Source organism: Serratia sp. MF1(2023) (assembly GCF_030954545.1).
Taxonomy (GTDB): Bacteria; Pseudomonadota; Gammaproteobacteria; order Enterobacterales; family Enterobacteriaceae; genus Serratia; species Serratia sarumanii.
Genome location: NZ_JAVHUX010000020.1, coordinates 155,123 through 169,175 on the forward strand (window position 1 = coordinate 155,123; position 14,053 = coordinate 169,175).

General features: G+C 63.2%; 13 protein-coding genes. 5 read left to right on the forward strand and 8 right to left on the reverse strand.

Annotated elements, in window-relative coordinates:
- Positions 1–38: 38 nt before the first annotated feature.
- On the reverse strand, positions 39–218 hold the full coding sequence (locus REA38_RS12390; protein ID WP_025160261.1) for a hypothetical protein: 180 nt from the start codon (positions 216–218) through the stop codon (positions 39–41).
- Positions 219–662: 444 nt separating this feature from the next.
- Between REA38_RS12390 and REA38_RS12395 the strand changes: the two genes are divergently transcribed.
- Together REA38_RS12395 and REA38_RS12400 are read left to right on the forward strand one after the other, a co-directional pair.
- The gene (locus tag REA38_RS12395) at positions 663–1,184 is read left to right on the forward strand and encodes an anti-virulence regulator CigR family protein (RefSeq protein ID WP_308885962.1); all 522 of its coding nucleotides are present in this window, start codon (positions 663–665) and stop codon (positions 1,182–1,184) included.
- A gap of 113 nt (positions 1,185–1,297) precedes the next feature.
- A complete protein-coding gene (locus REA38_RS12400; RefSeq protein WP_308885963.1) occupies positions 1,298–1,828 on the forward strand; it encodes a chorismate mutase in 531 nt (176 codons plus the stop codon).
- A 3-nt stretch (positions 1,829–1,831) separates the two neighbouring features.
- Here the strand turns inward: REA38_RS12400 and REA38_RS12405 are convergent, their stop codons facing one another.
- The 4 genes from REA38_RS12405 to hutC form a co-directional block, all read right to left on the reverse strand.
- Positions 1,832–3,367, reverse strand: coding sequence for a serine hydrolase domain-containing protein (locus REA38_RS12405; RefSeq protein ID WP_308885964.1), 1,536 nt, complete (start codon positions 3,365–3,367; stop codon positions 1,832–1,834).
- 245 nt (positions 3,368–3,612) lie between these two features.
- Positions 3,613–4,416, reverse strand: coding sequence for an N-formylglutamate deformylase (gene hutG, locus REA38_RS12410; protein ID WP_047567892.1), 804 nt, complete (start codon positions 4,414–4,416; stop codon positions 3,613–3,615).
- Positions 4,413–5,636, reverse strand: coding sequence for an imidazolonepropionase (gene hutI / locus REA38_RS12415; RefSeq protein WP_308885965.1), 1,224 nt, complete (start codon positions 5,634–5,636; stop codon positions 4,413–4,415). The genes hutG and hutI overlap by 4 nt, the downstream gene beginning before the upstream one ends.
- Positions 5,637–5,793: 157 nt before the next feature.
- The gene (hutC, locus tag REA38_RS12420; protein ID WP_033646346.1) at positions 5,794–6,549 is read right to left on the reverse strand and encodes a histidine utilization repressor; all 756 of its coding nucleotides are present in this window, start codon (positions 6,547–6,549) and stop codon (positions 5,794–5,796) included.
- Between the two features lie 180 nt (positions 6,550–6,729).
- Here hutC and REA38_RS12425 point away from each other — a divergent pair, with 180 nt between their 5' ends.
- The 3 genes from REA38_RS12425 (at position 6,730) to REA38_RS12435 (ending at position 9,734) form a co-directional block, all read left to right on the forward strand.
- A complete protein-coding gene (locus tag REA38_RS12425) occupies positions 6,730–8,100 on the forward strand; it encodes a formimidoylglutamate deiminase (protein WP_308885966.1) in 1,371 nt (456 codons plus the stop codon).
- Positions 8,100–8,663 carry a HutD family protein gene (locus tag REA38_RS12430; RefSeq protein WP_308885967.1) on the forward strand — a complete coding sequence of 188 codons (564 nt, stop codon included), beginning with the start codon at positions 8,100–8,102 and terminating at the stop codon, positions 8,661–8,663. The genes REA38_RS12425 and REA38_RS12430 overlap by 1 nt, the downstream gene beginning before the upstream one ends.
- Positions 8,664–8,732: 69 nt before the next feature.
- Positions 8,733–9,734: a LacI family DNA-binding transcriptional regulator gene (locus tag REA38_RS12435; protein WP_049200376.1), complete on the forward strand. Its 1,002-nt coding sequence runs from the start codon at positions 8,733–8,735 to the stop codon at positions 9,732–9,734.
- Between the two features lie 41 nt (positions 9,735–9,775).
- On the opposite strand, the gene REA38_RS12440 is transcribed toward REA38_RS12435, so the two are convergent.
- The 3 genes from REA38_RS12440 to REA38_RS12450 form a co-directional block, all read right to left on the reverse strand.
- Positions 9,776–11,218: a glycoside hydrolase family 32 protein gene (locus tag REA38_RS12440; protein ID WP_308885968.1), complete on the reverse strand. Its 1,443-nt coding sequence runs from the start codon at positions 11,216–11,218 to the stop codon at positions 9,776–9,778.
- Positions 11,215–12,474: an MFS transporter gene (locus REA38_RS12445; protein WP_060452888.1), complete on the reverse strand. Its 1,260-nt coding sequence runs from the start codon at positions 12,472–12,474 to the stop codon at positions 11,215–11,217. The genes REA38_RS12440 and REA38_RS12445 overlap by 4 nt, the downstream gene beginning before the upstream one ends.
- A gap of 168 nt (positions 12,475–12,642) precedes the next feature.
- Positions 12,643–13,947: an MFS transporter gene (locus REA38_RS12450; protein WP_033653892.1), complete on the reverse strand. Its 1,305-nt coding sequence runs from the start codon at positions 13,945–13,947 to the stop codon at positions 12,643–12,645.
- Positions 13,948–14,053 lie beyond the last annotated feature (106 nt).

Here is a 14,053-nt window from a genome sequence, read left to right on the forward strand (position 1 = left end):
AAACAGAAAACCCCGCCTGGCGGGGTTTTTTTTTGTCATCACTGGGCTTGTTCAACCGGGAGATGCTTCACTGGCATAAACAGCCTGCCTTTGATCACGTGACATTCATTATTTATCCAACTAATGATTTGTTCACGGCTGACGCCTTCCGACTGCGCGTAACGATGAAGATCGCCGTTAAAGTGCCGAGTGATGTATTCCATGAGGGTCATTTGCACGTCTTTTGCTCCTGAACGCCCACCCGTTGCCAGCCTGGCCACCGCGGGAGGTTGAGGTTTCTCAGACAGCGAATGTAAATTATTGGCAACCAAATCTCAACATAAAGCACCAGATTGGGGCGACAGCGGCGGGAAAAAGAATCCCGCACGGAGAGGCGGGAAGTGTTCGCTATTATCATTATGGATGATAAGAATAAGATTTGAGGTGCGACGAAAAAGAGCACGCTAACTCTTTTTTGTTACCCTCCCACGCTAGCGTAAGGCTTATTTTTCTTCAAGAAAAATCTGAGGTAAGTTTCGGAATTCTCGAGGCGTGTTGCGTTGAAACAAGCTATTGGCGCGACTGCCGTCAAACTGCACTTGTTATCTCGGAGTTTTCCTTATACTTCGTCCGGAAAAGACCCGCTATAGTCAACAGAGTCCCCCCACGCAGGAATACACAACATGAACAAACGTCGTACGACCCTCACGGTGTTGGCGCTGATCGCGTCGCTGGGGTTGTCATCCGCCCCGGCCCTGGCTGACAAAGGCGGCAATGGTAACGGCAACGGTAATGGCCATGGCAACAGCGGCAATCACGGTAATAGCGGTAACCATGGCAACAACGACAACAAAGGCAATAAAGACAATAAAGGCAACAACGGCAACAAAGGCAATAAAGATAAAGGCGGCTATAGAAACGACGATAATCTGGTTTCCGTCAGCCTCTCGCGCGACCGCGCCCGTTCGCTGGCGCGCAACTACGGCCTGACCGGCTACAGCTCGCTGCCACCGGGCATCGCCAAGAATCTGGCGCGCGGTAAACCGCTGCCGCCGGGCATCGCCAAAAAAGTGGTGCCTTACTCGATGCTGCGTGATCTGCCGCAGTACCCGGGTTATGAGTGGCGTATCGCCGGCGACGATCTGGTGCTGGTCGCACTCAGCACCGCGATTGTGGCTTCCGTCATCAACGGCGTGTTCGACTAAGGTTTGTCGAGCGTTATCGGGCCTCGCTGCGGCGGGGCCTTTTTATTTGCCAGCGCGGGGCGGACGTGGTGAACTTTGGGCCTTACGTTTCACTGCATCATAAGGGAGGCGCCATGTTCAGGGCGTTATTGATAGCCTGCTGTTTGACCAGTTTTCCCGCGTTGGCAGAGGGCGCAGCCGCTATCGGCGAGCTGGTGAACCAACGGCTGTCGTTGATGAAGGACGTCGCCGGTTACAAGGCGCAGCGGCATTTGCCGATCGAAGACCTGGCGCAGGAGGCGAAGGTGTTGGCCAGCGCGCAGGCGGAGGCGGGGCGTTTGGGGTTGGAGCCGGCGTCGGTGCGGCCTTTTATCGCCGCGCAGATGGACGCCGCCAAGGCGATTCAGTACCGCTATCGCGCCGACTGGCTGGCAAACCCGGAACCCGGCTGGCAGCCGCGGCCGTTGGCGCAGGTGCGCCCGCAGATCGCACAGCTGAGCAGCCAGATATTGCAACGGCTGGCGGAGCGGCTGCGCGCCGGCCCGCTCGGCGAGGCGGATCGGGCGGCGTTTATGGCGTCCGTGGATCAGGTGAATTTCAGCGCCGCCGACAAACGGCGGCTGGCGGATGCGCTGCTGGCGGTCAAAACCGGCAGCGCACGCTGAGCGTCAGTCGCGGCCGACGGTGCTGCGGCGGAAGGTCAGCATCCGGCTGCGGTTGGCGATGAGATCCACGTTGTAACCGCGAAAATAGAGGCAAAAGCGTTTTAACCACGGGCCGTCCTGGCACTCCACCAGCATGCGGCCCTGGCCGAGCGGGCTGAGCGTCCCGGTCTGCGCCGCCGGGCCGACGCCGATATGCACCCGATCGCCGCGAATTTCAAAGGCGGTGCGATAGTGCGGGTGATACCACAGTCCCTGCACATGCTTCAGGCAGTCGCCGTTGGCCGTGACCGGCAGAAAACGGCGCGCCACATGCCCGACTTCGCCCTCGACCGCTTCGCCGGTCCACTTCAATTTGATTGGCATATGGGCGGACAGCGACACCGCGTACCCGTCCTCGCCCTGATACAGCGGTTCATCGCTGCCCAGATAGGCCAGGTTGCCGTCTTTGACCTCCAGCCAGTGTGGCTCCGCCGGCGTGGCGTAAAGGCCGTCGGGGATCGCCATGCTGCGCTGCGGCAGCGGTTCGCCCAGCAGCGCCGCCATCACCTGCAAAGCCATACCGAAACTGTCGCAGTCTTCGCGGTTGGCCACCAGCGCGACGCCGGCCTGGCGATCGGGCGCCAGCAGGAAATAGGTTTTGTAACCGGCGTGGGAGCCGCCGTGGCCGAGCAAGCGCCGGCGGCCCAGCGGGGTTTGCGCCAGCCCCAGGCCATAGGCGCTGAGCTGGCCCTGATTGAGGCGGCGCGGTGCGCCGAGTTGCGCCAGCACGCCCTGGCCGGGGCCTACGTCGGCCAGCAGCGTCTGCAGCCAGCGGGTGAGGGCGTTGAGGCTGCCGGTCAGGCTGCCGGAGGCGGAAAGGTGCAGGCCGGCGCTGGCGTGTTGCCAGCCCTGCGGCGCTCGCCAGTAACCCGGCACCAACCCCGGCACCACGTCGAACCAGCTTTCCGGCGCCCGCATCTGCACCTGCAGCGGCCGGGCGATGTACTGTTGCACCAGTTGGTCGAAATCATACCCCTTGCTGCGCAGCGCGGCCTCCAACAGCCGATAGCCGGTATTGCTGTAGGCGACCTCGCTGCCGGCTTCGTAGTTCAATCTTTCCAACCCCTCGACAAACTGCATCACCGGCTGTGCCTCGCTGACGGCGTGCAGCGGGATGCCGAGCAGGCCGAGCGTTTCGCGCACGTCGGGCAGGCCGCCGGTCATGTCCAGCGCCTGGCCGACGGTGACGTCCGCCAGCGCGGGTTGCAGGGCGGGCAGCAGTTCGCCCAGGCGTTGCTCCAGCCGAATGGCGCGATCGGTGGCGTTCAGCGCCAGCGCGGCGAAGATATGTTTGGTCACGGAGGCGTAGCGCACCACGCTGTCGGCGGTGAAGGGGGTATTCTGCGCCAGATCGGCCAGGCCGGCGCAGGCGGTGGCGCGGAGTTGTTCGGCGTCAAACAGGGTGATGGCGCCGCCGGGTTCGCCATGCCGTTGCCAGCCGGCCAGCAATTGTTCGGCAACGGCGCCGGCAGCGCGCCAGTTTAACGGTGTTACAGACATAGGGCCTCCAGAGTGATGGTTCGAAACGGGCCAGCTCGGCCACACGCCGCCCGGCGCTGACGAGGAGCGCGGGCTTTTCGGCTGATTGTGGCGCAGTGCGTTTTTCGTCGGCCGCTGTTTTGTGCGCTGTTTAGACCAGTCGGTGGGGAATCACGCGAAACTTTGATATGGCGCGCAGAACGCGGCTGACGATGCGGTTAAAGGCAGGGGGAGAAACAGGCGCCCGGCGGCGCCTGCAGAGGGGATCAGTTCAGTCTGGCGGCGCCGTCCAACAGGCCTTCAATCATCTGCTTGAGCAGGCGCTGCAGCGAGGCGGCGCGCTGCGGTTCGAACGCGTAAGGATACTGTTCGGACATGTAGTTCACCTGCGCCAGCTCAAGCTGGATCGCATGCTGTTGCTGTTGCGGCTGGCCGTAGGCGCGGGTGATGTAACCGCCCTTGAAGCGGCCGTTCAGCACGTGGGTGTATTGCTGTTGCTGCTCGCAGCAGGCGACCAGCCGATCGCTCAGCGCCTGGGCGCAGCTTTCGCCGCCGTTGGTGCCGAGATTGAGATCCGGCAGCTTGCCCTCGAACAGCCGCGGGATCACCGAGGCGATGGAGTGCGCGTCGAACAGCAGCGCATAGCCGTGCCGCGCTTTGAGGCGCGCCAGTTCGTCTTGCAGTTGCTGATGATAAGGTTGCCAAATTTGCTGCAGATAGCCGGCGCGCTCTGCGTCCGTCGGCGCTTTGCCCGGCAGGAAGCTTGGGCGGCCGTCGAACAGCACGTCGGGATACAGACCGGTGGTGGCGGTGGTGTACAGCGGCTTGTCGTCCGCCGGGCGGTTCAGATCGATGACGAAGCGCGAATAGTTGCCGACCAGCACGCTGGCGCCCATCGCCCGGGCGAAGTCGTACAGCTGTGGTATGTGCCAGTCGGTATCGGGCAGCGGGCGGGCGTCGTCGGTCAGCCCGGCCTCGACCGCCGGCGTCAGTTGCGTGCCGGCGTGCGGGATGCTGATCAGCAGCGGCAGGCTGCCGGTCTGGAAGCTAAAAGGATCGCGAATGGTCATTGACGTACTTCTCCTCGGAAAATCACCGTACAGGGCAGCTGACCGCCCAACCAATAAGCCAGTTCCGCCGGCCGCGACAGCGGCCAGTGAACGAAGTCCGCCACCTTGCCGGTTTCCAGCGTGCCGTGGCTGTGTTGCAGCCCCAGCGCTTTGGCGGCGTGGGTGGTGACGCCCGCCAACGCTTCTTCCGGCGTCAGGCGGAACAGCGTGCAGGCCATGTTGATCATCAGACGCAGCGACAGCGCCGGCGAGGTGCCGGGGTTGGCGTCGCTGGCGATCGCCATCGCCACCTGGTGCTTGCGGAACAGCTCCACCGGCGGGCACTGGGTTTCGCGCAGCAGGTAATAGGCGCCGGGCAGCAGCACCGCCACGGTGCCGGCGTCGCCCATGGCGCGGGCATCTTGTTCGGTGGCGTATTCGAGATGGTCGGCGGAAAGCGCGTGATGGCGCGCCGCCAGCGTGCTGCCGCCGAGGGCGGAGAGCTGCTCGGCGTGCAGCTTGACCGGCAAACCGGCGGCTTCGGCGGCGGCGAAGACCCGCTCCACCTGTGCCGGCGAGAACGCCAGATGTTCGCAGAAAGCGTCAACCGCATCCGCCAGGCCGGCTGCCGCCGCCTGCGGAATGATGGTATCGCAGACCAGATTGATGTAGTCGTCGGCGCGGTTGGCGTATTCCGGCGGCAGCGCATGGGCCGCCAGACAGGTGGTTTTTACCTCGACCGGCAACAGCTCGCCCAACTTGCGCGCCACCCGCAGCATCTTCAGTTCGCTTTCCGGGCTGAGGCCGTAACCGGATTTGATCTCCACGCAGGTGACGCCTTCCGCCAGCAGCGGCCGCAGGCGGAACAGCGCCTGCTCCAGCAGCAGCGCTTCGTCGGCCGCGCGGGTGGCTTTCACCGTGGAAATGATGCCGCCGCCCTGCGCGGCGATCTCGGCGTAGCTCACGCCGTTCAGCCGCTGTTCAAACTCGCCGCTGCGATTGCCGCCGAACACCAGGTGCGTGTGGCAGTCAACAAAACCGGGGGTGATGATGCCGTCGTCGAATTTCACCGTTTCGTCCGCGATCAGGCCGGACGGCAGCGCCGCATGTTCGCCAATCCAGACGATCTTGCCGTCGCGCACGGCGATCGCGCCGTCGGTCAGGGTGTGATACTTGCCGTCGCGCATGGTGACGATATCGGCGCCGTGCCACAGGCTGTCACAGTGAATCTCAGACGTCATTGCTTTCCTCCGCCGGAGCCGCAGCTCCCACATGGTTGTATATACAATTAAAAACAACCTAACGCATTCATCGGGATGTCACAAGGGGCGGGCGAAATTTTGTTATCAGGATGTGATCGATAGCGGAGATGCGGGCGCAGGGCGCGCCCGCCGGGGATCAGACTTCGCTGGTGAAGCGGCCGAACAGTTGATAACGGCTGCCGGGGTACAGCAGCCGGGCCGAGGTCACCACGGTTTTGCCGGACCAGGTGCGGCGATGGATCAGCAGGCCGGGTTCGTGGTCCTCCAGCTGCAGCAGCTCGCGCTCGCGCCGGGTGGGGATCACCGCTTCGACGATGTGTTCGCCGGCGGTCAGCGGCGCGGCCTGCGTCAGGTAGGTGTAAGGCGTGACGCGGTCGAAATCCTGCTTCAGGTAGTCCGGCGCCACCAGCGGGTTGACGCAGCGGTCTTCCACCTGCACCGGCACGTCGTTTTCGTAATGCACGATCTGCGAGTAGAACAGCCGTTGGCCGGGTTGAATGCCCAGCGCCGTCGCTTCTTCCTCGCTGGCCGCACGGGCCTTCAGCTCGAGGATTTTGCTGCTGTGGCGATGACCGCGCGCGGCGATCTCATCGGCGATGTTGTGCACTTCCAGCAGCGCGGTATGCGCCTTGGCTTCGGCGACGAAGGTGCCGACGCCCTGCATGCGGATCAAAAAGCCTTCGCTGGTCAGCTCGCGCAGCGCGCGGTTGATGGTCATGCGGCTGACGCCCAGTTCCGCCACCAGTTCACTTTCGGAGGGCACGCGCTGGTGCGGTTGCCAATGCCCCGCACGGATTTGATTCACGATCGCCTGTTTGACCCGTTGGTAGATCGGGGCGGGGGCATCGCTCATTGCAGCCGCCAGTTGTAACACGGTCTGTTGTTCAGCCACGACGTTAACCTCGTCAAATAAAAAAATAATAACACCAGTTTACTGTTGATGTCGGCGTATGTATATGTATATACAACTAGTGGCCGTCGCGCCAGAAACTTGCCGGCGGCCGCCAAAAATTCCCGAAGGCGCGCCATCGCCGCGCCTCATTCGCCGTTACACCAACAGTGGAATACTGCCATGCCTGCTTATTTTGCCCCACGCGCTTTGCTCCCTGAGGGCTGGGCGCATAACGTCCGGCTGGACGTCGATGCGCAAGGTTATCTGACTCAAGTTACCGCCGACGCTGAGCCGCAAGGTTGCACCCGGCTGCACGGCGACGCGGTGCCGGGCATGCCGAACCTGCACTCCCACGCTTTCCAGCGCGCGATGGCCGGGCTGGCGGAAGTGGCGGGCAACCCGCAGGACAGCTTCTGGACCTGGCGCGATCTGATGTACCGCCTGGTGCAGCGCCTGACGCCGGAGCAGGTGGAGGTAGTCGCCCGTCAACTGTATATCGAAATGCTCAAGGGCGGATACACCCAGGTGGTCGAATTCCATTATCTGCATCACGACGCCGACGGCAAGCCTTACGCCGATCGCGGTGAGATGACCGGCCGCCTCAGCGAGGCCGCGCATCAGGCCGGCATCGGCATGACGATGCTGCCGGTGCTGTACAGCTACGCCGGTTTCGGCGCGCAGCCGGCTCAGCCGGGGCAGAAACGTTTTATCCAGGATACCGAAAGCTATCTGCACCAGCAGCAGGTGATTGCCCGCCAACTGGTGGATCGTCCGTTGCAGAATCAGGGGCTGTGCTTCCATTCGCTGCGCGCGGTGGAGCTGGGCCAGATGCAGCAGATTTTGGCCGCGTCGGATCGCACTTTGCCGGTGCATATTCACATCGCCGAGCAGCAAAAAGAGGTGAACGACTGCCTGACGTGGAGCGGGCAGCGCCCGGTGGCCTGGCTGTATGACCATCTGCCGGTCGATCAGCGTTGGTGCCTGGTGCATGCCACCCATCTGGATCGCGACGAGCTGGAAGCGCTGGCGCGCAGCCGCGCGGTGGCCGGGCTGTGCCTGACCACCGAAGCCAACCTCGGCGACGGCATCTTCCCCGGCGACGCTTACCTGCAGCAGCAGGGGCGCTGGGGCATCGGTTCCGACAGCCACGTTTCGCTCAACGTGGTGGAAGAGCTGCGCTGGTTCGAATACGGCCAGCGGCTGCGCGATCAGCGCCGCAACCGTCTGACGACGCCGGAACAGTCGGCGGTGGGCGATGTGCTGTACCTGCAGGCGCTGCAGGGCGGTGCGCAGGCGTGCGGCGCGCCGATCGGCCGGTTGCAGAGCGGCTATCGCGCCGACTGGCTGGTGCTGGACGGCGACGATCCGTATCTGGCGGCGGCGCCGGACGCCTCGATCCTCAACCGCTGGCTGTTCGCCGGCGGTAAAGAGCAAATTCGCGACGTGTTCGTCGGCGGCCGGCAGGTGATCGAGCAGGGGCGGCACGCGCTACAGCAGCAGAGCGGCGCCGAGTTCCTGCAGGTGCTGAAAACCTTTCAGCAGGAGGCGTAATGAGCCTGACCCGTTTTAGCTTCGCCGCGCTGCCGGTCAGCCCGTGGCGCAACGGCGGTGGGGAAACCCGTGAAATCGTCAGCTGGCCGCCGGGCGCGCAGGATTTTGACTGGCGCGCCAGCATCGCCACCATCGCACAGGACGGGCCGTTTTCCGCCTTTGCAGGCATCGATCGTTCGATCACGCTGCTGGAAGGCGACGGCGTGCGGCTGTTCAGCGCCGGGCATATCGACCATCAATTGGCGCGCGTCGGGGAGCCGTTCGCGTTCTCCGGCGACGTGGCGCTGGAAGCGACGCTGCTGGGCGGCGCCAGTCAGGATTTCAACATCATGACGCGCCGCGGCCGGCAGGCGGCCGAGGTGCGGCGCAGCACGGCGCCCGTCACCCTGCCGTCCAACCGGGCGGGCGTGCTGTATGTGCTGAACGGGGTCTGGTCGCTGCCGGGGGGCGGCGAACTGCGGGCGCGCGAGGGCGTCTGGTGGGCGGCGCAGGCGGCGGGCGGTGAAGTGGCGCCGCTGACGGCCGACGGCGCTCTTCTGTGGGCGAACATCACAGCCTGCTAACGCAGAGTAGAGTCCTGCGCCCGGTTATGGGATTATTCACTTTTCCCCATTAATCATAAAGAAGGGCGCATGGCTTCGCTGAAAGACGTCGCAAAACTTGCCGGAGTCTCGTTGATGACGGTGTCCCGCGCCATCAATGAACCCGGCAAGCTGCGGCCGGAAACCTACCGCCGCGTCAAACAGGCTATCGATCAGTTGGACTACGTGCCGGATCTGTCGGCGCGGCGTATTCGCGGTGACGGAAATCGCGTGCAGACGCTCGGGGTGCTGGCGCTGGACACCGCCACGACGCCGTTCTCGGTGGAAATGATCCTGTCGATTGAGAAAACCGCGCGCGAGCGAGGCTGGAACAGCTTCGTCGTCAACCTATTTGCCGACGACAACGCCGAACAGACCGTCGATCTGCTGCTGGCGCATCGTCCGGATGGGGTGATCTTCACCACGATGGGGCTGCGCGAGGTGACATTGCCGGCCAAACTGCTGGACAAAAAGCTGGTGCTGGCCAACTGCGTCAGCCCGGCGCATTCGATCGCCAGCTACATTCCTGATGACGAGCAAGGGCAGTATGACGCCACGCGCGCGCTGATCGCCAAAGGCTATCGCGCGCCACTGTGCATTCATTTACCGGCGGATACGCTGGCGGCGGGCCTGCGCCGCCGCGGTCTGGAACGCGCCTGGCGCGAAGCGGGGCGCGATGTTGAACAGCTGCGGCAGTATCATCTCGATCTGAGCGGCGGCGATCAAAGCTATCGCGACTGCGTCGCGCTGCTGGAGCGGCATTTCTCTGCAGGACGGCGCGATTGCGATGTCGTGGTGTGCGGGAACGATCGGATAGCCTTTCTGGTGTATCAGGTATTGCTGGCGCAAGGATGGCGGATACCGCAACAGGTGGCGGTGCTGGGTTACGACAATATGGTCGGCACCGGCGAGCTGTTCCTGCCGGCATTGACGACGGTGCAACTGCCGCATTACGAGCTGGGCCGCCTTGCGGCGCTGCATGTGATTGAGCAGCGGGAGCAGCGTGAGACGGTGAAAGTGCCTTGCCCGCTGTTGGAGCGGGGTTCGCTGTAAGCGCACCGGGTGCGTCGCTGCGCGCCCGGTGCTCATACCCATTATCCCCAGATGCTTGCCAGCCGCCATCCCGTGATGGGCTCGAACTGTGCCCGGCCGCCTGCGGCGAACAGGCTGAGGTGGCGCTCGCCCGCCGTCGGGTAGATACGGCTGGTCAGGCAGGCCTGGCCCTGATTGACGAAGATCTCCAGCGATGAGCGGTCAATAAAGATCCGTAGTGACAGGGTGTCACCTTCCGGCAGCGGCACGCTGCGGCAGGTGCACAGGGCGGGGTTGTCATGAAAACGTTCCAGCACCAGCCGGTGCGCCTGATTGTCGACGAACAGGCGAGCCGCATTCCCGATGGCCAGCCCGTAACGCTCGGCGTCGCTGTCGGCCGGTCTCAACGTCAGGGTGAGTTCCTGCACGTCGTCCGCCAGCGGCAGATGCTGATTGGTCAGCGTCTGTGCCAAAAAGGTGTGCGATTCTCGCCGCAGCGCCGCCAGTTCACGCGCCGGGTTCATGAGGACGCTGCCGTCGGCGGCCAGCGTCAGCTCGCGCGGCAGGGTGAAGGCACCGGCCCAACGGTGCGCTTTGCTGGGCATCGGGGATTCCCACATATCCATCCAGGCAAACAGCAGCCGACGGCCGTCGGCGGCGGTGAAGGTCTGCGGCGCATAGAAATCGTGGCCGGCATCCAGCTCGCAGAAGGGTTGGGTCACCCTAAAGTCGCTGTCAGGCCGCCAGTGGCCGAGCAGATAGCCGCTCTGGAAGCGATTGCGGTAGCGGTAGCCCTGTGCCGCCAGCCCCTGCGGAGAGAACAACAACAGGTGTTGTTCCCCCAGCGGGAAGAAATCCGGGCATTCCCACATATATCCTTGATGCGCCGCCTGCGCGCCGGCCAGCACCCGATCGAAGCGCCAGGCGCGCAGGTCTGCAGAACGGTACAGGCGCACCTGGCCGAGACCGTTTTCTTTGGCGCCGACCACCAGCCACCATTCGCCGTTCTCGCGCCAGACTTTCGGATCGCGGAAATGCTGAATGCCGTCCGGCGGGGCCAGCACCGGCCCATGTTTAACGAAGCGTATGCCATCTTCGCTGGTGGCCAGACATTGCACTTCCCGCACCTGGCTGTCGTCGCCGCGTTCGCCCAGCCACACGTGGCCGGTGTAAATCAGCGTCAGCACGCCGTTGTCATCCACGGCACAGCCGGAAAAACAACCGTCTTTGTCATAGGGCGCATCGGGCGCCAGGGCGATGGGCTGGTGCTGCCAGCGGATCAGATCGCGGCTGGTCGCGTGCCCCCAGTGCATGGGCCCCCAGTGTTCGCTGTAGGGGTGATGTTGGAAAAAGGCATGATAGACGCCGTCAATACAGATCAGGCCGTTGGGATCGTTGATCCAGCCGGCGGGCGGCGCGAGATGGAACTGCGGGTAGTATTCGTCTCGGCGCTCTGCGCGCAGGGCTTCGACCGCATGGTCGGCTTGAGCTAGGGCAGTGTTCATTGGACAGACTCGCTTGATTTAATGGCGGATTGAAAGGGGGCTGCACTGGCGGAACGTTCGCCGCGCAGCAGGAAACAGGAGACAAGCGTCGTGGCGGCGACCGCGCATCCCATCAGCAGATAGGTGTCGGCAAAGCCGATGCGGTCATAACCGTAGCCCGCCAGCGGCGACAGGAAGCTGGCCATCACCTGGGTGATGAACTGAAAGCCTACCAGGTAAAGCGTTGAGGAGAGGCGACTGTCGAAGCGGCTGGCGATGTATTTGAAGATAGCGATCAGCAGGATCGGCAACTCTACGGCGTGCAGCAGTTTCATGGCGGAGATCATCAATGCGCCGCTGACCAAGCCTGAGCCGAACATGCGCAGCGCCATCACGCCACCGGCCAGCAGTAGCCCCTGTTTGGCGCCGATGCGGTTCACCAGCAGCGGCGCCAGGAACATACCGCCGGCTTCGAGGAAGACCTGCAGCGAGTTGAGGAAGCCGTACATCTCGTTGCCCTGTTCGCGTGAAGCGAACTGCGAAGCGAAGTAGACCGAAAATTGCTGATCGAAAACGTTGTACACGCTGATACCGAGCACAAACACCACCAGCGCCCAGAAGCCCGGCATACGCAGCAGCGCCAGCGCATCCTGCAGCCGCAGATTTTCCGGTTTGCCGAACGCCAGGCCGGCCATGGCGTTCGGCTTCAGCTCGCGCACCTGGCTGAGCAGCAACAGGAATACCACGGCGGCGGCGGAGGCCAGCCAGAAATTGATGTTCGGATCGATATTGAAGATAAAACCGGCCAAAAAGGTGGCGCTGGCCCAGCCGAGCGATCCCCACATGCGGGCGCGGCCGAATTCGAAACCGCTGATGCGGCTGACTCGCTCGGTATAAGATTCCAGCGCGCCGATGCCGGCGAAGAAGGTGGCGCCGATAAATACCCCGCCGACCAGCGCGCCGAGCGGCAGGCTGCTCGCCAGCAGCGGGGCGTAAACGTAGATAAAGAACGGACCGGTCAGCAGCAGCATCACGCCGAGAAACTGCAGCAGGTGCTTGCGCAGCCCAAGTTTGTCCTGAATAAACCCGTACAGCGGCTGGGCGCACAGCGCCACCAACGAGATAGCGGAGAAGATCAGGCCGGTCTCGGCACCTTTCAGGCCGATCTTCTGATTCAGCCACAGCGATATCAGCGAAAAGCTGGCAGACCAGGTGAAGAAAAAGAAGAACAGCAGGCCGCTGAGCAGCACGTAATATTTTTTAGTTTCGCGGTTCATGGGTAGGGCCCCGGTGAGTGAAGTTAGTTCTATTGTTAACGTTAACTCACAAAGGGATGAAGCCAGCAGATATCACGCATGCGATGTTAATCACAAAAGTTAACGTTAACATTTATGCCTTGTGATCGAGGTCACGGGTTGGCAAGGGGGCGATATGCCCCCGGAGGATTAACGTTCGTTCAGCGAGCGCAGATGGTCGTCGCGGCGCAGCGTCATCAGCGCAAACAGGCTGACCACCGAGGTGGCGACCACGTAGTAGGCGGGAATGTCGATATTACCGGTCTGTTTGATCAGGCCGGTGATAATCAGCCCGGCCGAGCCGGAAAACACCGCATTGGACAACGAGTAAGCCAGCCCCAAGCCGGTATAGCGCACCCGGGTCGGGAACATCTCCGCCAGCATCGCCGGGCCGGGGCCGGCCAGCAGGCCGACCACTGCGCCGGCGATCATGACCGCCAGCCCTTTGGCCCACAGTGAACTCTGCGCATCCTGCAACAGGTGCAGCAGCGGGAAGGTGAACAGGATCACCGCCGCCACCGCCGTCAGCATCACCGTTTTACGCCCCAGTTTGTCGCTGACAATGCCCGCCGGCAGAATGGTCAGGGCGAAGCCGACGTTGGCGAGCACCGTCGCCACCAGCGCCTGCTGGAAGGTGGCGTGCAATGAGGTTTGCAAATAGGAAGGCATCACCACCAGGAAGGTATAGCCGGCGGCCGACCAGCCCATCATGCGGCCGATGCCGATCAAAATGGTTTTCACCACGCCGCCCAGCTTCGCTTCCGGCGGCGCGGCGGCGTGTTCCGCATGTTGCTGCGCCTGGGTGAACGTGGGCGTTTCCTCGAGCTTTAGCCGCAGCCACAGCGCCACGGCGCCCAGCGGCAGCGCCAGCAGGAACGGAATGCGCCAGCCCCAGTCATGCAGTTGCTGCACGCTGAGCAGCGCGGCCAACAGCGCCACCAGCCCGGCCCCGGCCAGCAGGCCGAGCGCGACGGTCAGCGATTGCCAGGCGCCGAACAGCCCGCGCTTGCCCTTCGGGGCGAACTCGGTCATCAGCGACACGGCGCCGCCGAATTCACCGCCGGCGAACAGCCCCTGAAACATGCGCAGCAGCGTCAGTAGCAGCGGGGCGGCGACGCCGATCGAGGCATAGGTCGGCATGACGCCGATCAGCGCGGTGGCCAGCGTCATCAACAGCAGAACCGCAATCAGCGTTGGGCGACGGCCGATGCGATCGCCGATGCGGCCGAATATCACTGCGCCGATCGGCCGACAGAAAAACGCCAGCGCGAAGGCGGCGTAGGTGAGGATCAGGCTGGTGATTTCGTTTTCACCCTGCAGCGTGAAAAAATTGGCGGCGATAACGGTGGCCAGGAACCCGTACACCCCGAACTCATACCATTCGATAAAGTTGCCGACCGAGCCGGCCAGCAACGCCTGACGCGAGCGGCGCGCGTCGAGAGTCTGTTGATTCATCCCCGTTCCCATACTTTTGAATTATTGTTCGTCAGTTCTAAATTTATACGACAAAACAATCAATTGATTTCAGCGGGAACTGTGAGGCGCTCAGCGCATGCTGTCG

What these genes read in the sequence shown, in the direction of transcription:
- REA38_RS12395 (WP_308885962.1), top strand. Translation starts at nt 663, where the DNA reads ATGAACAAACGTCGTACGACCCTCACGGTGTTGGCGCTGATCGCGTCG.
- REA38_RS12400 (WP_308885963.1), top strand. Translation starts at nt 1,298, where the DNA reads ATGTTCAGGGCGTTATTGATAGCCTGCTGTTTGACCAGTTTTCCCGCG.
- REA38_RS12405 (WP_308885964.1), bottom strand. Translation starts at nt 3,367, where the DNA reads ATGTCTGTAACACCGTTAAACTGGCGCGCTGCCGGCGCCGTTGCCGAA.
- hutG (WP_047567892.1), bottom strand. Translation starts at nt 4,416, where the DNA reads ATGACCATTCGCGATCCTTTTAGCTTCCAGACCGGCAGCCTGCCGCTG.
- hutI (WP_308885965.1), bottom strand. Translation starts at nt 5,636, where the DNA reads ATGACGTCTGAGATTCACTGTGACAGCCTGTGGCACGGCGCCGATATC.
- REA38_RS12425 (WP_308885966.1), top strand. Translation starts at nt 6,730, where the DNA reads ATGCCTGCTTATTTTGCCCCACGCGCTTTGCTCCCTGAGGGCTGGGCG.
- REA38_RS12430 (WP_308885967.1), top strand. Translation starts at nt 8,100, where the DNA reads ATGAGCCTGACCCGTTTTAGCTTCGCCGCGCTGCCGGTCAGCCCGTGG.
- REA38_RS12435 (WP_049200376.1), top strand. Translation starts at nt 8,733, where the DNA reads ATGGCTTCGCTGAAAGACGTCGCAAAACTTGCCGGAGTCTCGTTGATG.
- REA38_RS12440 (WP_308885968.1), bottom strand. Translation starts at nt 11,218, where the DNA reads ATGAACACTGCCCTAGCTCAAGCCGACCATGCGGTCGAAGCCCTGCGC.
- REA38_RS12445 (WP_060452888.1), bottom strand. Translation starts at nt 12,474, where the DNA reads ATGAACCGCGAAACTAAAAAATATTACGTGCTGCTCAGCGGCCTGCTG.
- REA38_RS12450 (WP_033653892.1), bottom strand. Translation starts at nt 13,947, where the DNA reads ATGAATCAACAGACTCTCGACGCGCGCCGCTCGCGTCAGGCGTTGCTG.